The 22,560-nt window shown below is 57.4% G+C and carries 10 protein-coding genes; 4 read left to right on the plus strand and 6 right to left on the minus strand.

Going from position 1 to position 22,560, the window contains the following annotated elements:
• Positions 1–480 precede the first annotated feature (480 nt).
• The gene (locus tag AB7C87_RS21005) at positions 481–2,118 is read right to left on the minus strand and encodes a helix-turn-helix domain-containing protein (RefSeq protein WP_369731475.1); all 1,638 of its coding nucleotides are present in this window, start codon (positions 2,116–2,118) and stop codon (positions 481–483) included.
• A 228-nt stretch (positions 2,119–2,346) separates the two neighbouring features.
• Entirely contained in the window at positions 2,347–4,590 is a 2,244-nt protein-coding gene (locus tag AB7C87_RS21010; RefSeq protein ID WP_369731476.1) for a histidine kinase N-terminal 7TM domain-containing protein, read from the minus strand.
• 360 nt (positions 4,591–4,950) lie between these two features.
• Between AB7C87_RS21010 and AB7C87_RS21015 the strand changes: the two genes are divergently transcribed.
• A complete protein-coding gene (locus tag AB7C87_RS21015; protein ID WP_369731477.1) occupies positions 4,951–13,791 on the plus strand; it encodes a GLUG motif-containing protein in 8,841 nt (2,946 codons plus the stop codon).
• A 143-nt stretch (positions 13,792–13,934) separates the two neighbouring features.
• Here the strand turns inward: AB7C87_RS21015 and AB7C87_RS21020 are convergent, their stop codons facing one another.
• Entirely contained in the window at positions 13,935–14,216 is a 282-nt protein-coding gene (locus tag AB7C87_RS21020) for a PadR family transcriptional regulator (protein ID WP_369731478.1), read from the minus strand.
• A 1,505-nt stretch (positions 14,217–15,721) separates the two neighbouring features.
• On the opposite strand from AB7C87_RS21020, the gene AB7C87_RS21025 reads away from it, so the two are divergent.
• From AB7C87_RS21025 to AB7C87_RS21035, 3 genes are all read left to right on the plus strand, one after another.
• Entirely contained in the window at positions 15,722–16,933 is a 1,212-nt protein-coding gene (locus AB7C87_RS21025) for a Cdc6/Cdc18 family protein (protein ID WP_369731479.1), read from the plus strand.
• Between the two features lie 799 nt (positions 16,934–17,732).
• Positions 17,733–18,548 (plus strand): CheR family methyltransferase, encoded by an 816-nt coding sequence (locus AB7C87_RS21030; RefSeq protein WP_369731480.1) that lies wholly within the window; start codon positions 17,733–17,735, stop codon positions 18,546–18,548.
• Between the two features lie 295 nt (positions 18,549–18,843).
• Complete coding sequence (locus AB7C87_RS21035) at positions 18,844–19,074, plus strand: DUF7385 family protein (RefSeq protein WP_369731481.1); 231 nt, start codon at positions 18,844–18,846, stop codon at positions 19,072–19,074.
• A gap of 271 nt (positions 19,075–19,345) precedes the next feature.
• Here AB7C87_RS21035 and AB7C87_RS21040 read toward each other — a convergent pair whose 3' ends face one another.
• From AB7C87_RS21040 to AB7C87_RS21050, 3 genes are all read right to left on the minus strand, one after another.
• Positions 19,346–20,554: a chemotaxis protein CheC gene (locus tag AB7C87_RS21040; RefSeq protein WP_369731482.1), complete on the minus strand. Its 1,209-nt coding sequence runs from the start codon at positions 20,552–20,554 to the stop codon at positions 19,346–19,348.
• Between the two features lie 8 nt (positions 20,555–20,562).
• Complete coding sequence (gene cheY, locus AB7C87_RS21045; protein ID WP_369731483.1) at positions 20,563–20,919, minus strand: chemotaxis protein CheY; 357 nt, start codon at positions 20,917–20,919, stop codon at positions 20,563–20,565.
• A gap of 427 nt (positions 20,920–21,346) precedes the next feature.
• Positions 21,347–22,228: a CheF family chemotaxis protein gene (locus AB7C87_RS21050; RefSeq protein WP_369731484.1), complete on the minus strand. Its 882-nt coding sequence runs from the start codon at positions 22,226–22,228 to the stop codon at positions 21,347–21,349.
• Positions 22,229–22,560: the final 332 nt, after the last annotated feature.

Raw genomic sequence — 22,560 nt, forward strand, 5'->3', positions numbered from 1 at the left:
GACGCATATGGAGTGCAAGCCCCGCTTTCGCGCCCTGACCCCATCGCCACCGGGGTTACTATAGGCGACTATCCGTCGACAGTAATTCCCGAATAAACGCACCAACCACCTCAACGGACATCTGAACCCCCGGTCACGGCTCGAAGAAACAAGATCTGCGATGGCTCTCGTCTCCCCCGATACAACTCGCTGGCGATGGCGGCCGTCGTGGTGATCGACTAACAGCAGTAGCTACTGAACGTCTTGCACACACGCCGCGATTACCCCCAGAGACCGGCCCATTCCCCGGAGAAAGGCCATTCCGAACGGGGTCCTGAACGTGATTTCGAGCGGTGTGTACATCGTTTCAGTTGTTACTCCGGCTTCTCTCTGATCTCGTTTGTAGCGGTGAGAGATCCCAAGACGTGTACGGCTGTCAGAATACGAATTTGAAACCAGTAAGGATTACCTTGGTGAAATTACGGAAATCACGTGGAACCGTTATAACAACTGTTCGAATATTTTTCGCTGCCCTGCTCGAAGGTGTTGGGTGAACGTCGCACGGGCAATATCGAGACGGTCTGAAAGCTCTGTAGCACTCGAGCCGCGTGGAATCTCGAAGTAGCCATCGTAAAAGGCGTGCCGGAGGACCTCCTGCTGGCGGTCGGTGAGCGTCTCGAGAACATCAGCGGCCGATCCAAGCGACTGGGGCGCTGATTCAGTCCTCGACCAGGCAATTGAGACAGTGACGTCGTCGTAGGTTTCCTCGAGAGAGTCAACAATACTCGGGACAGAACCCGGCTTCGGAACGCGTCCAGAAAGGGTGATTTGCTCAGCAGAAACACTGGTACTGTCGTACCTAACGCCGACCTCAGTGAGCGACGGTTCAGGTGTGGGTGGCGATGCAAGCAGATCGCATCGGATCGTGTTCGACTCACGCGTCCACTCGAGCAAATCGAGTCCATCGCAGGAGCCAACGGCAGACTCGAGTTCGTCGGGGGACACCCCCTCGACACGAGCCAAGTACAACGTTTGCCGATCGGTGCGTTCTACGACCGATAAGACGGTGATTTCAACCGGGGCTGTCGTGGTGCGAGCCAACTGGACGAGGTGGACGTCTTCATCGGTGATCGTGACGTCGATCGAGACCGATCGAGAAGAGAGAAGCGACTGTTTCCACTCGTCTCGTTGCCGGGCGTACCCAATCAATTCCGCAAACTCCTGTAGTAGGCTTCGGTCCTGACTGGTGATGTTCGATTCGGGCGTATAGACACCAAGCACGCCGAATTGAACGGCGTCGTAACGGATTGGAACGCCAGCGCCACTGTTGAACCCATGTTCGAGACCGATCCGTTGGTAGTCACTGGGCGCGATCCGTTGGTAGTCACTGGAGTTCTCCGTTGGGTTGGAATCGGTGGCTGATGTGACCACCAACTCGCCCGATCTGAGTGCGGCAATCGCTGGATCCCGGCTCCGCGACTCGGGATTGTGTTCCGAAATGACGCTCGTAAGGTACTCATCGCACCCAACAGCCGCCCGTGGAACGACGGGGCCAGACGCTGTCGCGGTGCCGATCCACGCGCCAGCATATCCGTGCTCTTCGATTAGTAACCGACAGAATTCCTCGAGAACGTCAGACGCGTTTGCTGTTGCTGTGAGTACCTCTACTGCAGCTGCCTTTCCGCTCCGTTCACGGTGGAGTTGTTGGTTGGCCCGGTACGAACTGATAATGGTCCGGAGGCGGTTGGCCAACACCGTTGCCTGCTCGTCGTCGTGGTCTTTGGGAAGGTAATCGGAGACGCCTCTCCCGATGGCTTCACTGGCAACGACCTCATCGCCCCGGCCCGTGATGAGCAAGAACGGGCGATTTGCATCGACTCCGCGAACGTCCTCGAGAAGGGTGAGTCCGGTGTCATCACCGAGTTGGTAATCACACAGGACACACTCCGGGTCACGTTTCTCGAACAGGCGTTTTCCGTCAGTGTAGCTATTGGCGACCGTAATGTCGAATGCGGGTTCGGCGGTCTCGAGGAGTCTGGCAGTGACGCGAGCCCACTGTTCGTCATCGTCGACCAACAAGATGTCCACGGGCTGTTCGAGGGCTTTCGTGGCTTCGTCCACGGTATTATCTTCGTTCATCTGGCAGGACACCGCTGGTCGCAATTTCGACCGTCATAGCGGGACGGTGGGTGGTCGTGGTTCCATCCGTACTGATTCCAATCAATAACTGTCACAGTATTCATCTGTTCCCTTCGTTACTGACACATCTCATACGGGTTTGAATATTGAACGTTCGAGGGTGGAAGCGTTGTCCTATGAAGGTACATGACTATCGTGACGATTGTCACACACATATACCCAACACCATCATGTGTCGGCGTAGGTTGTACGAATCTCGAATCGAGCGCCACCGAGTTCGCTCTCTATCGCCGTAATCGTCCATCCGTGGGCTTCGACGATCGTTCGGACGATCGCCAAACCAAATCCTGAACCATCGCCTGCCCCCATCCCGTAATCGAAGATCTCGTCCAGCGCGGTGGGACTGATTCCGGGGCCGTCGTCGGCGACGAAGAATCCATCGGGAGTGGGGCCGATACGAACGGTCGTTGCAGCCGAGCAGTACTCCCCCGCAAAGTCGTTGCCGTTCGGTGGCAATGATAGTGCATCGTCGGTTTCGTTTCCACCACAACTGCGACGTTGGGTGTCAGCTACCGCTTCGATACCGTGATCGACGACGTTCTGAAACAGGTTTTCGAACACCTGCTGGAGTCGACTCGGATCAGCGTCGATGGAACACGTGCTATCGACGACGAGTTCGAGTGAGTACGTGTCGACGACGCCCCAGGCTGCTTTGGCGACGGCCTCAAGATCACAGTCGGTCGTGTGTTCGACGTTCGTACTTTCCCGAGCAAACCGGGGTAGATACTCGGTGAACTCCCGCAAGCGGTGATGGATCTGTTCCAGATCGTCGACCGTCTGTAGTACGTCCGAATCCACGTCATCCAGCTCCATACGCAACAGTGTCGTCGTCTTTTCGGCAGTGGAAAGCGGTGTCTGAAGATCGTGAGAGATGATTCCTGCGAGCCGCTCGAGGGTTCGGTTGTGTGCTTCGAGTCGCCGCTCGTAGAGTTTCGATTCCGTCATATCGATGCTTGCGACCAGTATTCGCGAGTAGTCCGCTGAAACGGATTGCGGAACGGTAACTTCGATCAGTTCGTGACGGAGCTCACCATCTAGCGTTCGATACGTCGTCTCGTCCCGGAATCGGTGGCTCCCGTCGAGTAACTGCACGATAAGCTGGCGGTTCGTTTCGAGTGACTCCGCCGTCTGGAGGTCGGGAAATCGCTCGACGAGTTCCTCCTTCGAGGACGCGTTGTAGGCGTCGAGGGCGTTCTGGTTGACCTCGAGGACGTCGACGAGTTCGAACACCCGTTCGTATTCGTCCGGGTGGTTCTCGAAGTACGTGATGAGGTCCGCCGTCTCTTCGGCTATCGATCTCGCCCGGTTTATCGCCGCCGAAAGGTCGAGCTCCCAGAGAACAATCGGACTATTCTCGAAGAGCGACCGATACCGTTCGCGGCTCTCTTGTAGCGCGTTCTCGCGGTGGACCCGCGCTGTAATCTCGCGGAGGACTATCTGATGTGCCTCGATTGTCCGATCCGGTGCGTAGACTGGGGAACTCGTCACGTCGAAGTGTCTCTCGCCGTCGATCTCGGTCTCGAAGGAGACGGTGTCGACAGCAGTCAGGCGTGTTGCCCGTCGAGGAGAGTGGTGAAAGAACTCGACGATCGGCATTTGTTCCCAGTCTGGCCCAACGGCTGCCAGCTCACGGGCAGCAGGGTTGCTGTCGATGACGCGTCCCCCGGTGTCGATCGTGACGAAGGGATCAGACATTCGCTCGACAGCGCGGTACCGAGCGGCAGGGACGACATTGAGAAAGTTGGCGTAGAACAGCACCCAGATCAGCGCGAACGCCTGTGCGAGCCCACCGATCGGGGCCAGATTGAGCGTCGTCAGGTCGAGATCCGAGAGCAGGTACAAAAACGAGGGCGGGAACGCGGTGGCAAACAGTGCAACGCTCTGGAGACGCCGTCGTCCACTCGAGCGAACGGCTTCCCGAAGTGCAAGCACCAGCGCGATGACGATCAAACTGTAGCCGATCGTTGCGTGCCCCCAGATCAGTATCCGGGCCGCTTCGTGCGGTCCAGTCATGACGGCGGGATTCAACGTCTCGTAGGGATCCCACGCGAGGTGGTGAACCGAGTTGGTCCAAAGGGCAAGCTGGACCGTCACTGGATACACTGCGGCGACGAGGAGCGTTTTGCGCGTCGTTTTCAAGACGTTCGTGTAGTCTGCAACCAGGAGCGCGTATCCCACGATCGAGAGCTTCGCGCCGAGCAGCGCCAGATTCGCCGCGTACGTCCACTGCTGGGGTGTCGTGACACTCTCGGTCAATCCGAGCCCAACGGAGTAGGCGATTCCGCCGACGATCACGATCAGGAGCCCGGGTGCACTCGAGTGGTGTCGGTTGCGATAGACCGGGATGAGCAAGATCGCCAACAGAACGACGACGAGGCCAACGACGAGAAGGTAGAGTTCTTGAATCGACATCCGGTCTGACGTGTTCCTGAGTTTATCCGTCTCTTATTTGAGTGTTGTCGTGACGCAGATCGTCTGGTCACTCGTCGTCACGCTGTTCGTCTGGTCGCCTGTCCAGCCCACGAGTACCCGTGTCCGTGGTGTTCTGGAATGCTGGCGGCGGCCTCTAGCATATGATGGTATCCAAGCTATAGCAATCCGGTTAGTACGGAACGACTAGATGACGCGCACAGGCTTCGAGTCAAGCCGCGCTTTGGAACTTCTGCAGTGGGGAACGTGGCTCTCTCGAGAGACGGATGTACGCTGGCAGTCCGTCTGTGGTGGGATGGAACGGTCGAACTCGTCCAGAGAGGTACGAAACGGGTGGTTAGCGTGAAGCGGTCGATCGGTCTCGTGGTCGTCACGCTCGTGGTTCTGGCGCTTGGAATGACCGGAACGGTTGCGGCCGAGCCGGCTGCCCCCGACTGTGACGAGGTCGGGTACGCTGAGAACGGTGACGGCGCATTCGAGGTCGAGACCCTGAGCCAGTTGCAGTGTATCGAAGACCACGGGCTCGAGGAGGACTACGTACTCGTCGACGACATCGAGGCGAACGAAACCGAAGACTGGAACGAGGGTGATGGCTTCGAGCCTATTGGAGACAGTGCTGATAACTCGTGGACAGAAGGGAACGAGACATTCAACGGCGCGTTCGACGGCAACGACCGGACGATTGCCAATCCGACGATCGACCGCGACGAAGCAGACTTCGTGGGGCTGTTCGGCGTCATCGGGTCCGAGGGAACGGTCTCGAATCTCACGCTCGAGTCTGCGACGGTTACAGGGAACGATCGTGTTGGCGGCCTCAGCGGTCAGAACTGGGGAACGGTTTCGAATCTTACACTCGAGTCTGCGACAGTTACAGGGAACGACGATGTCGGCGGTCTCATCGGTGAGAACCGAGGAACGGTTTCGGACGTTTCCATGAGCACCGATGTTGCGGGTTCAGGGAAGACCGGTGGTACTATCGGATCGAATTTCGGGGGAACGATCACTGGGGCAACCGTCGAGGGAGCAGTCTTTTCTACGCAAGATGTGGGGCCCCCTCGTGTTGGCGGGCTCGTTGGCCATCACCATAGTAGCTCCAGTATCGATTCGAGTTCGTTTACGAACGGAACGGTTTATGGGGAGAACGAAAATATCGGCGGCATCGCTGGCGAAGCCGACGGGAGTCCGATCACGAACTCGAGTGCGAACGGCATAATTGGAAACGAGGATGCAGATTCAGTCGGTGGGCTAGTCGGGAGCAATTTCGCCGACCTCTCAGATTCGTATTCTACGGCGACCGTCCGCGGGAACGACACAGTTGGTGGTGTCATCGGTGACGCCGAAAATAGTGACATCGAGCGAACGTACGCAGTCGGGGAAGTCGACGGGGACGGAGACGATGTCGGCGGTCTCGTCGGGGTTGCGAACAGTTTCGATTCCGGTTTCAACATCGAGAACTCGTACTGGGACATCGAAACGACCGGGGTGAACGAATCCTTCGACAGCGAAGCGGACGGACTTGCCACCGATGAGGGCGGACTCACCACTGACGAGATGACCGGCGCGAACGCCGTCGAGCACATGGACGGCTTCGGATTCCCGGATAGCGATGATCGGTGGCACGCTGTCGAAAACGACTACCCTGCGCTCGCCTGGGAGGACACCGAACCCGTCTACGGCGTGGAGATTACTGGCACGAACTCTGCCATCGAGGAGGGTGAGACACTCGAGGTGGACGCCACCGTCACCAACTGGGGCGCAGACGGGGGCGAACAATCCATCGAACTGCGGGACTTCGACGGCGACGAGGTAGACAGTGAGGAAGTGACCCTCGAGAGTGGTGAGTCAACCGAGGCCACACTCGAGTGGGACACCGAGGTTGGAGAGGGTGGTCTCGAGGACGTCACGGTTGCGAGCGAGAACCACACGGACACCCGGACAGTGTCCGTCGGCGCTGGTGAGGTAATTCCACAGTGCCAGACCATCGATACTGCGGGGGCGTACGAACTGACCGACGACATCGACGCCAGCGATGATTGCATCGAAATCGAGGCTGACGACGTCTCTCTCGACGGTAACGATCACACGATCTCCGGCAGTGGCACGGGAATCGTCGTGAGTGGCCAAACCGACGTCACCATCACGAACGTCACGCTCAGTGGATTGGATGTCGGCATCGAGATGACTGATCTCGAGGACGCGACTGTCGAACACAACACGGTCGAGGAGAGCAGCGAGGACGGACTCGTATTCGAGGACGTTCAGGACTCAACCATCGCCAACAATACGGTAAAGGAGGGTGCCACCAGCGGCCTCCACCTCGCTGACGCTACAGACACAGCCGTCCTGAACAACACGCTCAGGGAAAACCACGAACACGGGATGCACGTTGTGGACTCCGAGGAACTGGTCATTTCGGGGAACGAGGTCGTCGACAACGGGGATGATGAGAAAGAACCGTCGGATGAGGTCGAAGATGCGGGTATTTACCTTTCGGGAACCTCGGACAGCCACCTCGAGGCTAACAATCTCACAGCCAACGCTCAGGCCGCACTGTTCCTCGAAGAATCAAGTACGGATAATGACATTGTGAAGAGCAGTATTAACGTCTCAGCCATTGGTGATGGTAAAAATTGGAATGCGGTCCGAATTGACGATTCTTCGGGGAACACAATTTCCGATTCGGTGATAAGCACGGGTGAGGTGGACAGCCACTCTGACCGTCCTGAGTATTTCATCTACGTTGACAGCGCAGAAACAGTCGTCAAGGATAACGAAATCGACGGACACGCACGCGCTGGCATCGATATTCGTGGTGAGTCGAATACTGTCGACAATAATTCCATCGCTGGTTCGTTTCATCGCAGCGATGCTCAAAATGGCCACGCAATACGAGTTGACGCTACTGGTGAGTACTGGTCGGTGACGAACAACTCACTCAACGGCGCGGAAGTATGGGACGACAGAGCAGGAATCGCCATCACCGGCGATCAAACTGTCGAGATTCAAAACAACACCGGGACACCAGTAGGTCGCAACCTGGGTACTGACCTGGAACTCGCCGACGTCGAGCAGTCCGTTGAGAACCAGCAGATCACGACACCGGCAGGCGATACAACGGTGACATTCACAGGAGCCGAACTGCGTCTCGATGGCGTCGATGAATCGCCTGCAGACCATGACACCACCGAATCAACCGGCTACTACTTCGAGGTCGAGAATACCGCAGACGAGTTCAAATTCGAGAACCTCAAACTCGACTACAACGAAACGCGGCTCACGACAGGAGAGACGATCGACCCCGAAACGCTCTCGCTCTGGCGACTCGACGACGAGTGGGAGGAGATCGACGACTCCGGTGTCGATACTGACGAACAGGTCGTCACCGGCAACGTCACCGAAGAGGGGAGAATCGGCGTCTTCGGCGAGGAACCAGTCCTCACCGATCTCGACGTCGACGACGTGACCATCGAGCAAGGCGAGCCACTCGAGGTCGACCTCGAAAACGCCGAAGATTCGATTGGGGACGCGTACGATGACGAGAGCGAACTCGTGTTCGAGGCAGGCGTCTTCGACGAACCAGTCACGAAGAACGTCACGTTCGAGGACGGGGACGCGAGCGACGTGGAACTCCTCGATGCAGATGAGACGGCGGCCCTCTCCGCGGCGACCACGACCGTCACAGTCGATACCGCGGGACAGGATGAGGCAGACTCGTTCGACCTCACCGTCGAGGCTGTCCTCGCTGATTTCGATGTCGCAGACAACGTAGAAATCGACCAGGGCGAATCACTAGAGATCGACCTCGAGAACGCTATAGACAAGGCTGGTGATCCCTTCACCGACATGGTTGACCTGGCGGGTGACGACATCGACGGACAGACGCTTTCGGCCGACGACGTCGAGTTTGGCGGGGATGGTTCGGTGTCCGGCGTCGAACTACTCGATGTCCAAACGACGTGGGGAGTGTCTGCGGGCGAGTATCGAGACCTCAGCATCGAAGCCGTCGATACCGATGTGGAGACCACGTTCGACGTCAGTGTCGAGGAAGTCTTTGCTGACGGCGACGGCAGTGCTGAGGACCCCTTCGTCATCGAAAACTGGGAACACCTCGACAACGTCCGGAACGAACTGGACGCGAACTTCACGCTCGGGGCTGACCTCGATTCGGGGACGGGCGGCTACGATGACGTGGCGAGTGAGACGGCCAACGACGGTGACGGCTTCGACCCGATCGCTGACTTCGACGGCGAGTTCGACGGCGCGAACAACACCATCGAGGATCTCTACATCGACCGGTCGGACGAAGACCGCGTCGGCTTGTTCGCCTCGACGGAAGAGAACGCCGAGATTCGGGACCTCCAGCTGGAGAACGTAGACGTGAGCGGAGAGGGTGGTGGCTTTGACAACGGTGTTGGGAGTCTCGTCGGGTTCAACGAGGGGGATATCACGAACGTGTCTACCACCGGCGATGTCTATGGCGACGAAGCCGTGGGCGGCCTCGTCGGCTGGAACCACTATGGAGGTGATGTGAGCGAGTCGTACGCGACGGGCAACGTCTCCGGCGACAACAGAGTGGGCGGCCTCTTCGGGCGGAATTATGGTGAGGTGAGCGAGTCGTACGCGACGGGCAAGGTGGAGGGCGAAGAAAGAGTGGGCGGCCTCGTCGGGGACAACCGTGGCGAGGTGAGCGAATCGTACGCGACAGGCGTCGTGGAGGCCGACGGAGAGGACTTTAGTATCGTGGGCGGCCTCGTCGGGGACAACGATGGCGAGGTGAGCGAATCGTACGCGACGGGCAACGTGGAGGGCGAGAGCACGGCGGGCGGCCTCGTCGCGCAGAACCGTGGGGACGGTGAGGTGAGCGAGTCGTATGCGACGGGCAACGTGGAGGGCGACGAAAGCGTGGGCGGCCTCGTCGGGTGGGGCCGTGGCGAGGTGAGCGAGTCGTATGCGACGGGCAACGTGGAAGGCGACGAAGACGTGGGCGGCCTCTTCGGGGAGAACCGTGCCGATGTGAGCGAGTCGTATGCGACGGGCAACGTGGAAGGCGACGAAGCCGTGGGCGGCCTCGTCGGGTTCAACCGTGACGATGTAAGCGAGTCGTATGCGACGGGCAATGTGGAAGGCGACGAAGACGTGGGCGGCCTCATCGGGTGGTCCAATGACGATGTGAGCGAATCGTACGCGACGGGCAACGTGGAGGGCAAAGAAAGAGTGGGCGGCCTCGTCGGGGAGAACTATGGCGATGTGAGCGACTCCTACTGGGACGACGAGGCGGCCACCGTCACCGAAGACGGCGAAGCGCAAGACGGCCAGGGCATCGGCTACGACGACGGTGGCGGGAACGTGGCCGGACTCAGGACCGGCGAGATGACCGGCGACCGCGCCGAGGACAACATGGCAGTCGACTTCGCGGACACCTGGGCTGTCGTCGATGAGCCCGAAAACGGAATCGAAGTCTCGTACCCATTCCTCCAAAACGCCACCCAGGAGCCCGCACCGGGCCTGCAGAGCCGCTTCGCCGATGGAAACGGCAGTGCAGACGATCCCTACGTCATCGAAAACTGGGAGCACCTCGATAACGTTCGGTACGCCCTGCATGCGAACTTCACGCTCGGGGCTGACCTTGACGAGCAGACTGTCGGCTACGACGACGTCGCTGCAGCGAGCGCGAACGATGGCGACGGCTTCGAGCCAATCGACGACTTCGAGGGCACCTTCGACGGCGACAACGCGGCGATTTCGGACCTGCAAATCGATCGGAGTGACGAGTCTGACGTCGGTCTCTTCGGTTCGACGAGCGACTCGGCAATCATCGACGACGTTCACCTCGAGAGCGCGACCGTCAGCGGCGAGTCGACCGTCGGTGGACTCGTCGGCTCGCTCGAGGGGACAGTCAGCGCATCCTCCAGCGACGCGACCGTCAGTGGCGAGGAGACTGTCGGCGGACTCGTCGGCGAAAGCGCTGGCGGCGACGTGACCACCACCTACGCAGTCGGGGACGTCTCCGGCGAGACGATCGTGGGCGGCCTCGTCGGTCAGCAGACCGGTGGTGAAGGAACGATCAGCCAGTCGTATGCGATCGGAAACGTCACTGGCGACACCGACGTCGGCGGTCTCGTCGGGGTAAGCGAACACGACGCCACGGTCGACGACGCCTACTGGGACGTCGAAACGACCGGGCAGGCCGACTCCGACGGCGGGACGGGCCTCACCACCGCCGAACTGACCGGCGACGACGTCCTCGAGTCACTCGACGGCTTCGATTCCGACAGCTGGACCGAAAACGCGGTCTTCGAGGAGAACGACACGCTCGTCTTCCCGTACCCGACGCTTGCAAACACCGAGCAGGAATCCACACCGAATCGGACACTCGAGGCGCTCACCGCGACGGGCGAGACTGTGGACGCGGGCGAGACGGGAAGCATCGATGTCTCCGTCACTGACGACGGTGGACCGTGGGGTTCGTTACCCCTCGAAATCGCCGGTGACGACGGCCTCACGCTGTCGGTAACGGAGAGTGAAACGAACGCAGACGGCGTAGCCTCCTTCGAATTCGAGGGAGGGGCGACAGGGGAATACGAGGTGTCAATCGTCCCCGAAGCAGGTACCGCCGTCGAGGACACCACGACAGTTACTGTCGAGACTGGGGATCCGGATTCAGTAGTGATCGAGACGCCAGAGACGGTGAACGCTGGTGATGAATTTGACCTCACCGTTGTCGTCACAGACGAGATCGGGAATCCAGTGTCCGATCAAGAACTCGAGTCCGTTGTGGTCGATGCCGAAATCGATGGCCCGATCGTCGACAGTGAGTCGGTCACTCTCGACGGCGACGGCGAAGGTGTCGTGACGGTCGAGGCTGGCACACTCACGACCGGCGGCGAGCAACGATTGGCCGTCGATGCCGACGGCGTAACCGGTGACAACGAGTCGATTCTCATCGAAACGGCCGCTCCCGAGACCATCGTGATCGAGACACAACCAACGGATACGGTTACCGGCCAGCCAATTGCAGGGCCACCGTCGGCGACCGTCACCGATGAATTCGACAATTCCGTCGAAGGTGTCCCCGTCACCGCCACTGGCAATCGGTCGGGCCTGCCGAGTGACTCCGCTGTGACCAACTCCTCGGGGATCGCGACGTTCGACATCGAAGCCGAGGCATCGGGAACGTACACCCTGACGTTTACGACCGACAGCACCGACGAGACTGCAACTTCGGAATCGTTTACCGTCCTCCAGGCGGCCACGTTCGTCCCCAAAATCGAAGCCGTGTCCGATACGGTCGAAGAAGGAACAGAGATTACTGCAAGCTACACAGTCGAGAACCGCGGCGATGTAGCGGGTACACAGAACGTCTCGTTCCTCGTCGACGGTGAGCGAGAGGCTGTCGAACCGGACGTTAGCCTCGAAGCCGGAGAGGCGGTTGCCGGTGAGTTTACTTACGTAACCGACGACGATGACGTCGGCGACCTCGAGTTGGAGATCGAAACCGACGACGATAGGGCCGCCACAGCCACAACCGTCTCGACCGAACCGAAGCCGTCGTTCGTTGTTAGCGAACTCGAAACGAACGACCCGATCCTCGAGGGAGACACGCTCCTGGTCAGCGCTTCGATCGAAAACACCGGTGACGCTGCCGGAAGCGAGACCGCCGAGTTTGACGTTGGAGACGCGTTCGACGAAACAGTCGTTGACCTCGAGCCGGGCGAGACCGCGAACGTATCCTTCGAGTGGGAAACTGAGCCGGGTGATGCTGGCGAATTTACGGCCACAGTCGAAACCGGCGACGACAGTGCCGAGACCGACGTCGTCGTCGAGGCCGCAGACACCGAGTTCATCGTCTCAAACCTCGAGACGAACGCGCCGATCACTGAAAGCGAAACCCTCGAAACCAGTGTGACGATCGAAAACACCGGCGAACACGAGGATACACAGCAAGTGACGTTCGATGTTCCGGGGCCAGACGTAACCGACACCGAATTAGTCACCCTCGAGTCCGGCGACACCGAGACGGTCGAGTTCGAGTGGGAGACGGACGTCGGCGATGCTGGCGAATACGAGGTCAGTATCGAAACAGCGGCTGGCGGGGCAAACGAGCCGGTGACAGTTGACCTCGCCGCTGAGGGGCTCATCCTCGAACTCGAGGAAACTAACCTCGAAGGTGAGGAGACGACCAATGCGACGGTCATCGCAACGTTCAGCGACGGACGCACGGAGATCGTAACTAACGAGACAGTGATCGAAAGCGATGATCCGGAAATAGTGAACGTCGACGGTGAGACAGTCACCGCGAACGCGTCCGGCTCCGTCGAGTTGACTGCTGAATACACCACCGGTCGCGAGACTGTGACCGACACTGCAAACGTTACGGTTGCGTCCGACGACGATAGCGGTGGGCCGTCGGGTGGCGGTGGCGGTGACGGTGGCGGTGGCGGTGACGGTGGCGGTGGCGGTGACGGTGGCGGTGGCGGTGGCGGTGGCGGTCAGGCCGCACCAGCCCACTCATCATCCGATAGCGCTACCTTCGAACTCGTCGAGACGGAACTCAGTGATACCACCCTCGAGGCCGGTGACTCGATCGAGCGTATCACGGCTGGGGTCGAGAACACCGGCGACGCCGCCGGTGAGATCGAGATCGAGGTTCGTCTCGACGGGGACGTACTCGCAACGCAGACAGTCGAACTCGAGGAAGGAGCGAACGAGACCGTCGAGTTCACCAATATCGATCTCGAGGGCTTCGACACCGGCAACTACGAGTACACCATCGCGGTCGACGACAACCAGACCAACGGGACACTTACCCTCGAGGGCGGAGTGTCGACGCTTGCTGTGACGGTCATCGACAACGATGGAATCCCCATTCCGGATGCAACTGTCAACGTTGGTGGTAACACGGCGACAAGCGACGACGACGGTGTCGTCACGTTCGAACTCGAGGACGACGAGTACACCCTCGAGACAATGGCTGACGGATTCGAAACACTCGAGCAGTCGATCTCGATCGACGGCGACGATTCGGTTACGGTCGCACTCGAGGCGACCGAAACAGAGGAGACAGGCGACGATGACATCCCCGGGTTTGGTATTGCCGGAACGGTTCTCGCGTTACTCGCTTCGGTTGCCCTCGCTCGGCGAACGGTCTTCCGTTCGAAGACCGATCATCAGGCCAAGAAATGAGTGTGAACAGACCGACACCGCAAGTCCACCGCTCCGTCGATCAGTATCCGTGTTCGATAGTAGCCACTGCACGTCATTGCACACCTGATCGCACGATTGCTGTGCGATCAGTGTATAAACAGTTGCAGTTGTTACTATAGGGCTCAGAGGAGATCAGAAACGTACTGGTTCTCCCAGTTTCGTCTGTCTTCGATTTCTCTCTGGCCACGTCGCGTAACGGTATAAAAATTCGTACGGCGATCCCTGGTTCCCTTCTCGATCAAACCTTTATCGACCAGCGTGTCGAGATTTGGATACAGACGGCCGTGGTGGATCTCCGACTCGTAGTATTTCTCGAGTTCGTCTTTGATCGCGAGCCCGTGTGGTTCGTTGAGTCCAGCTGCAACGTACAGGAGGTCACGTTGAAATCCGGTCAGATCGTACATGATTACCATTACGAAAGTATCGTATATTAATTATACGGAGTTCGGACAGTGACAACTCCACCGATTGACACACAGATCACCGACCCGTCTGGCGATCAAATGTCCAATGACTTCGAAGGCAGGCAAAATCAGTGGTTACTATAGCGTTGATGCTTTCAAGGCACTATAACGTTGATGGTCTCAAAAGAGAACATTCAGCCCATGTAGTGGTGTACCTCGCAACCCGGCATATTGGTGTATCTCGCAACCCGGCAGATTTTACCGATACCACTGTAGACACCTGATTTCCGGTGAATACGATAGTCGGGATCGAAACCGACACCGAGTTTCCGGTGAATAGCCAAATGCCAGTGAGACACCACATTTCCGGTGAAATTGACAGGTGTGTCTGCGTGACTCCGAAGAAAGTTATTCGGAACGGTCGATCCACAGAATATGTCGGTTAGCGAAAAATAGACACCACGTTTCCAGTGAAATCGAAGGCAACAGGCGAGACTACTACAAGATACGGGAAGGTGTTACCGCAAGGTTCGGGATAGAAGAACCAAAGGAGATTGAAATCGGCCGGGAAACGAGGGAGCGAACCGAGAAAGAGCCAAGGGTACGAGTTGAAGTGGAGAAAACACAGAGTACAACCGGAAAATACTCGAGTAGAAAGAGCCACGAGGACAGATCGGGTTGTTCGAGGAGGGACACACCACGTTTCCGGTGAAATGGTGTATTTTGCGGTGAAAGTATGATCCCGGAGAACGATTGATAACGGGGGTGAAACCCAGCAGTAAAATGGGTCTGCGGTAAAATGGAAAGGTGCTCTCCAGTTGGAAGACGGACTCTTCAGCAACCACGTCCGACGGAGAGTAAATCGTTGTTCGGAGAGTAGACTACGAGAGCAACTGGGGAAGGCTTTCGGTACAAATACGACACACACACCGGATTTCCGGTGAAAAGGGGAGCAAATACCTGCTGGTGTTACAGTGAGGAATCCCTCAAATTCGGTAATCGGGATGAATAATCGATCCAGATCTCCCTGTGGACGGTAGCGAGACCGCATCAGTGGGGCCGATTCTTGCAAACGTGATCCGGTGAGATTCTATAGGGAGTACTCGAGCCGAAGAACAAGGGGTGTGATCCGATAGGTTTAATACATTGGTTGGGAAATAGTTCATTGACTCCAATAACTAAAACAGTTGTCGGCTGACAACTATAGGCCACACGAACTCTTCCCCTCCGTCACCCCTTCATTTTCCTGGCTTCTATTCCGAGCTTCGGCCTCGAGTGTTTGCGTTAGCCTCGAGTGTTCGGTAAACACGCGATATACGACTGAATGACGCTGATAAACAATTGAATTACGACTTCTATTACATCTGGTAGTTCACTTCCGGTGAACTCTACCCTCCCTTTCACCTGAACTCACCACCTCTTTCTCACCGTTTCACCGGAAACCCGGTGTGTGTGTCTCGTCGAAACAATCAAGGTGTTTCACCGGAAACACGGTGTCCAAGTAAATGTCCCAGTCCGACGATCTGTTCATTCGCGAGGATCCTATCTTCGTCAACAAGGAACTCCTCGAGATTAGCCACCTTCCCGACGAAGGCCGAATCGTCGGCCGCGACGAGGAAATCGGACAGCTCGCGAATGCAGTTAACCCGGCGATATTTGGACAGAGTCCGAGCAACGTGCTCATCTACGGCAAAACCGGGACCGGGAAGTCCCTGTGTGCAAAGTACGTCTCGAGGCGCCTCGTCAGCACGGCCGAGGAGGAAGGCGTCAACGCCGTCTTCGCGTACGTTGACTGTGCACAGGACACGACGGAAACGCAAACCGCCCAGACGATCGCAAGCGCGGTCAACACGGACGAGACGGACATCTACATTCCCGATAAGGGAATTAGCACGGCAACGTACTACAAACGTCTCTGGCGGATTCTCGATAAGGAGTACGACGTTGCATTGATTATCCTTGACGAAATCGACAAACTCGAGGACGATGCGATCTTGATGCAACTCTCTCGTGCAGGTGAAGCTGGGAAGGTAACCAACTGTAAGATCGGCGTCATCGGGATCAGTAACAAGATCAAGTACAAAGACCGCATGGACGAACGGGTCAAGTCGAGTCTCTGTGAACGGGAGTTCGTCTTCCCGCCGTACAACGCGAGCCAGCTCAACGAGATCATGGCCGCACGAAATGATGCATTCCGAGACGGGGTGCTCGAAGAGGGGGTGATTCCACGTGCTGCAGCGCTTGCTGCACGCGAACACGGTGATGCTCGAAAAGCGATCGACATCCTCAGGTACGCAGGAGAAATTGCACAGGCGAAGGGTGCGGACACCGTTCGTGAGGAGTTCGTCGTCCAGGCTCGAGAACGGGCCGAAGTCGATCGGTTCAGAGAACTTATCCGTGGATCGACACCTCACTCTCGATACGCCCTTCAAGCGTTGACCGTGCTTTCACTCGAGGATCGGGAGGAGCCGATCGACGAGAACGAGGGCTTTAGAACGACTCGAGTGTACGACGTGTACGAACAGATCTGCCGCCAGGAGGGAACTGATGCACTGTCGCTTCGCCGGGTTCGCGATCTCCTCAAAGAACACGCGTTTCTCGACGTCATCGAACAGTCGCGTCACAGCGGCGGGAGCGCCGAGGGTAGCTACACCGAGCATACGCTACTAGAGGACCCAGAAGTCGTCAAGGACGTTCTCGCAGACACGGTCGACTGATCGAAGTCGACTCATTTTCTCCGGTGTAGGTACGTATCTTCGGTCCGGTTGTGTTATAGTAACAACTGAAACAGTTAACACACCGATCGCTGATCCGTCTGGCGATCGGGTGTGTATTGACTTTCAGTGGCTACTATACCATGGGGACGGGCTCTCAAATCCGATCGAGAGGCGTCAATTCGTGGTAAGATGGTCTCAACTCGTAGAGATAGGCCTTCAGCTACTGGATTCACCGGAAATCCGGTGTCTACAAACCAACCCCTTTCAAGGTTCCGAACGGGTGTTATCGCGGCGACCATCGCCAAGTTTTCGATCGTCGCGGTTAAAAACACCAATTTCACCGGAAACTCCGTGTCCCACCGATCCTATACATGGCGATCGAGGTCACCCGTACCTACGTTGGCTCTATTCCTGAGCGACGGTATCGTAACAACTGTAACGAGTGACACACTGATCACCGATCAGTTTGGTGGCTCTGGTGTGGGCTGACGTGCAGTGGCTACTATAGGCAGTTCCGGATCGCTCGTTCCGGTTCGAACACCTCGTTTCCGGTGAATTCGAATCGTCCCTCAGATCGGATGGAGGACACCGTCTAATTCGGCAATTCACCGGAAGCCCGGTGTGTGATCCAACGCTCGCCATCGACGGGAATCGGATAGTATGCGTGGCCACCAGACGGAACGCCGGCTTCGACTGAGTCGCAAAACCTCGAGACGATAACGGGTGCTACGTCATCCAGTCACGCGGCCACCCCTAATCAGCATATTTATCTCTTCGACTCCCGACCAGTGCAGACACTGTGACCAGTGACGATTCGTTCGATCTTCTTCTCGAGTACATGGAAACGGAGTTGGCGTTCGCTACGAGCCACTACAACGACAGCTACCTCGACCGTCGAATTACGGCTCGTATGCGCCGAACGGAGAGTGAGACGTACGAAGAGTACTTCGAATACGTTCGTTCCGATGCAGACGAACAGCGAGCCTTGTTGGATTCGTTGAGCATCAACGTCACGGGTTTTTTCCGAAACCCCGAAGTATGGGACGGCGTCCGTGACGTTCTTCGGACACTCGCCAGCGAAAATGGCCGAATCAACATCTGGAGTGCCGCCTGTGCAGACGGTCGAGAGCCGTATTCGCTGTCGATGGTCGTCCACGACGAACCCCGAATCGATCCATCGTCCGTTCGAATTTTGGGAACGGACATCAGCAACGAGGCACTTCAGGTGGCCCGTCAGGGCGTCTACGAGGAGTCTAGAACGACGAATCTCGGCGACGAACTCGAGTATTTAGGAGAGTACGGCCAGTACGTCGATTACGATTCGAGCGAGAACGTGTATCGGGTTCGTGATAACATCAAACGACCGGTCGAGTTTCGACGACACGATCTCATCAATGGCGATCCCAAGTCTGGATTCGATCTCGTGACGTGCAGGAATTTGTTCATCTATATTGACACTGAGTACAAACAATCTATGTTGCAGACAATTTCGGAATCAATTTCTCGTGGTGGATATCTTATAATCGGGAAGAGTGAGACGATACCGCCCGGTATGAAGTCGACTTTTTCACCAGTAGATAACAGAAACCGAATTTATCGGAAAGAAAACGAATAGTGGCACCAAACTAGCATAAGTGGGACTTCCATATATGGAAGTTTTCATTTCTGTTCTCGATTCCGTTCTCCGACGGGGAGACTGTTTGATCGAGGGTTCGTCTCTCGCACGGGGCTGGTAGTCGAGCCCAGTCCGATAACGAGGGTCGAATTTGCTTGGAGAGGAATCGAACCCTGCACGAGGTGGGAGTCAAATCCCGTCCGGGCAACGTTAATAATCGATCTGGGGACAGTACAGGCCGGTGCACTCATTTATCTGGTGTCCCTCCGTTCAGTTTACGTGTTGGTGAGACAAAATGGATCCTGACTTCGATATTCACGACCACCGCCACCGAATGAAACTCCTTCGAGATACGGGTGAGATGTCGATATACGACAATATGGACGGCGTTCGCTGTCCTGCGTGTACCGAAATCTTCGAACGGCTGGTACTCATCGAGGGCCGATCGACGTCGTTTCCCGAACACGCGGGGGCACCATTCTGTCTGGTCCGTCGGGCGGAGGATATCGCGCTCTTCAGACACTGACGCGGCTACGAACCGCATCGTAGGTGTGGGGTGGCCACAACCTATTTACAGAAGTATGACCGTAAATGGCCGTAATGTATTTACAGGGGTATGGCCGTAAATACTCCTGCAAGTTGATTTAACAGCAGCGAGAAACGATCAGAACGCGGTTCGGGAACGACCGGGTCTCGAGCGACTATCAACACGCATGCTGGCTCCGCTCGAGGGCGGTTACGATGAAATCGTGAGCAACGAATGTAAACGATATCGAGTTCGACGAAACGAGTTACTCTCAGAACAGGTCGTCTGGATCGACGCGAGTGTTACCCGAATTTTCCACGAGGAGGTCGTCGAGGGCCTGTTCTAACTCGTCACGCCGGGGTAATGCGAGCATCTGGCAGGTGAACACTTTGTCACTGTTCGTTTGAATGCTCGAGTCGAGCAAAAACGCGTGATCGTCGCTCTGGGCGATCTGTGCCGTAATCGGCGTGAGAACTCCGGATCCAGTATCGGCGACGAACTCGGGCGGCGAGTGTTTGATTTCGGCGTTCAACACGTTGGCCCAGCCGTCGATGAAGCCGCTGGTCATGATGTTCCCGAGTTCTTTGAGTGCACCCTGTTCGATATCGCCCCACTGCTCTTCGGTTTCCATCGGCACGAGGGAGTCGACGACGGCACGACCCGATGGTTGGTCGAAGAGGATGACTAGGTACCCGCTGAACTTCCCCCTGAACTTCATCACGGTCCCGACGTACCGTTTGCTCCCGACTTCGGTCGGAATGTCTTCGATCGGAACCAGACTCAGCCGACTAATGTTGACCGTCGTCTCGATACCGGTCATCGAGGTGATGTTCGTCGCGGCCTTTTTTGCCCCCTCTTTGGTCATCTCGTTGAACACTTCGAGTTTCTCGAGCGAGACGATTTTGTCGGTCTGTGGCTCGAGCGATCGCTCGAGTGACGCCGAATCCGGCACGAGGAGGATGCGAAAGTCGATCGGTTCGTTGACGGAGTCCTGGGATGCCTCGACGCGGCTTCGGAAGACGAACAGGTGGCGTTCTTCCTCCGTCGCCGACGTCGGGAGGATGTCGGTGCCGGTTCCCTGGATGTACGTCGGCGGCGAGCTCTTGATCTTCGCCTCGAGGTAGTTGGCCCAGCCGTCGACGAACCCGCTGGTCATGATGTTGCCGACTTCCTTGATGCTACTTTTTTTCTTCTCGGGATCGTCCGCCGGGACGAGCGTCTCGGTGATCGCCGACCGACCCGGCTCGTCGAAGACGAGCAACACCTCTCCACTGATCTCGCCGTTCAGATCGATGTTGACGCCGGCGAACTCGTCGCCGATGAACTCGTACTCGAGGTCCGTCGAGTTCATCAGGGAGACGTCCGTTACCTGTACCCGAGTGCTGATACCGGTCAGCTGTGAGAGCGATGCGGCGGCCGATTGGGCTCCGTCGTGAGCGAGCTCCTGGTACGTTTCGAGCTCTCGAATGTCGATTTCCATGACTGGAGTTACTCAGCGGCGATGCTGTTGAGTTCTTCGAGGACGCTCTCTTTCTGGAACGGTTTCGTGATGTAGCCCTCGGCGCCAGCTTTGATCGAGTCTTTCATCTGCTCGGCTTGCTCGACGCTGGTACACATTACGACCTTCGCACTCGGATCCATGTCGGTAATCTCGCCGGTCGCCTCGATACCGTCTTTGATGGGCATAACGATGTCCATGAAGACGATATCGGGTTGCTCCTCGCGATAGAGTTCGACCGCCTCGACGCCGTTTTCGGCTTCACCAACGATGTTGTGATCTTCTTCGAGGATTTCCCGGAGAAGGTCCCTCATGAACCCAGAATCGTCCGTGATCAGCACATCCATAGAGAGTCCAATACACCCGGATAACTTAACGATGTTGACCAAACTGGTGACATACATCTCGGATACCCACCGGACAAACTGATCGATACCGTCTGTTGGTTCTAGTCACGCCCCCGGTTAATTCGCGTCTTCCCCACCCTGAACGCCAATCGATTCGTTCGTCCCTCCCGTCGTCGGCTCTCTCTTCCTTTCGACACGACCGGCACTTGTGGAACCGTCGACCGGCACTTGTGGAACCGTCGACCGGCACTTGTGGAACCGTCGACCGGCACTTGTGGAACCGTCGATCGGCGTACTGATTGCCTGACCGCCGGATTTTGTGCTGGCGGCCGCCGAAGCCGCGTTCTCGGTGACTGCCCGGGTTACTGTTTCCGGTCACCGAAGTGGCGTTCGTTGAGGGCCCCGGCCAGTGGGTCGACCCGTCGGGCTATGCGTTGACGTCTTCGATCCGCTGGCTCACGATGATACGTCCCTTCGGGGTCAACGAAATGCTGTCTTCCCGTTCGACGATCAGTTCCTTGCTCTGGACCGAGTTCAGGACGTTGGTGACGTACGCTGGATCTCCATCGAGCATGTTCGTAAAGTCGATGTCTCCACCGGTCGCGTGGACGCTGACGAGGACGCGTTTCTCCGGATCGGTCAGTTCGATCTCTTCGACCTCCTCACGGAGTTCGTCGAACTCGAGGCGGAGATATCGGGCAAGTAGATTCACGTACTGTCCTTTCGCCGGGGAGATCAGCGACGTTTTTGTGAGGCCGGAGCCGTCGTCGATGTATTTTACGACGAGCGTCACTCGATCGTCTCGTTGGCCGAGTTTGTTCGTTCGCTCGATTTTCATGACGGTTTCGACGTCGATCTCGAACGTCGTTCGATCGGTCTGGATCTCGATCGCTCGGCTCTTGACTCGGAGTTTTCCCGAGCGAGCGGGGGTATCTTTCACTCGTCCACCGACTCTCGCCGGGTGCTTTACGGCGGCCGAACGTCCGTTGAGGAGACACCGAAACAGGATCGCGACGAACTTCGAGACCGTCTCGCTTTTACTCTCGATCACTGCACTTTGTACGCCGCGTTCTGACTCGTAGCCGATCGTAATGGTATCGTCGAAAAAGCGTTTGACGTGGTTGGGAACGCTTCCGACGTTCACGTCGATGACGGTCGAGAGCGGAACGGTCGTCTTGTCGTCGTTGGTCGCGAGGACGAGGCGCTTTTTCGTCATGATTATCCGACCGCTGGAGGGTGTACCACCGCCTTCCTCGCCTCGGTTCAGAACGAACCGGGCCGTGAAATCGGCGACGATCTCTTCGTTCATGTCGATGTCTATGAGACCGCACTCTCTTAGCCCTTTAGGGACCGGGCGGTCGAGTCGGAGCGATCCGTTCGTCGACGTTGGGTGGTCGAGGTCCCGCCGAACTGTCCGGCCAACCCTGCCAGCGCGTTTCCTCACTCTCGATTGTCCTGTCACGCACGTTGACGATTTGTCCGGTCTCCACCGATCGTTTCTCCACTGACTCGCGCCGTGATAACAACTGCACCGATTGACACACTGGTTGCCGCCGATTGCCACATTGGTCGCCGATCCGTCCGGCGATCGGGTGCAAACCGACGCGCAGTGGCTACTATCGAATTCGCACAGATATTCAC

Source organism: Natrarchaeobius versutus (assembly GCF_041205745.1).
In the GTDB taxonomy this organism is placed as follows: domain Archaea; phylum Halobacteriota; class Halobacteria; order Halobacteriales; family Natrialbaceae; genus Natrarchaeobius; species Natrarchaeobius versutus.

What these genes read in the sequence shown, in the direction of transcription:
- AB7C87_RS21005 (WP_369731475.1), bottom strand. Translation starts at nt 2,118, where the DNA reads ATGAACGAAGATAATACCGTGGACGAAGCCACGAAAGCCCTCGAACAG.
- AB7C87_RS21020 (WP_369731478.1), bottom strand. Translation starts at nt 14,216, where the DNA reads ATGTACGATCTGACCGGATTTCAACGTGACCTCCTGTACGTTGCAGCT.
- AB7C87_RS21035 (WP_369731481.1), top strand. Translation starts at nt 18,844, where the DNA reads ATGGATCCTGACTTCGATATTCACGACCACCGCCACCGAATGAAACTC.
- cheY (WP_369731483.1), bottom strand. Translation starts at nt 20,919, where the DNA reads ATGGATGTGCTGATCACGGACGATTCTGGGTTCATGAGGGACCTTCTC.
- AB7C87_RS21040 (WP_369731482.1), bottom strand. Translation starts at nt 20,554, where the DNA reads ATGGAAATCGACATTCGAGAGCTCGAAACGTACCAGGAGCTCGCTCAC.
- AB7C87_RS21025 (WP_369731479.1), top strand. Translation starts at nt 15,722, where the DNA reads ATGTCCCAGTCCGACGATCTGTTCATTCGCGAGGATCCTATCTTCGTC.
- AB7C87_RS21050 (WP_369731484.1), bottom strand. Translation starts at nt 22,228, where the DNA reads ATGAACGAAGAGATCGTCGCCGATTTCACGGCCCGGTTCGTTCTGAAC.
- AB7C87_RS21010 (WP_369731476.1), bottom strand. Translation starts at nt 4,590, where the DNA reads ATGTCGATTCAAGAACTCTACCTTCTCGTCGTTGGCCTCGTCGTCGTT.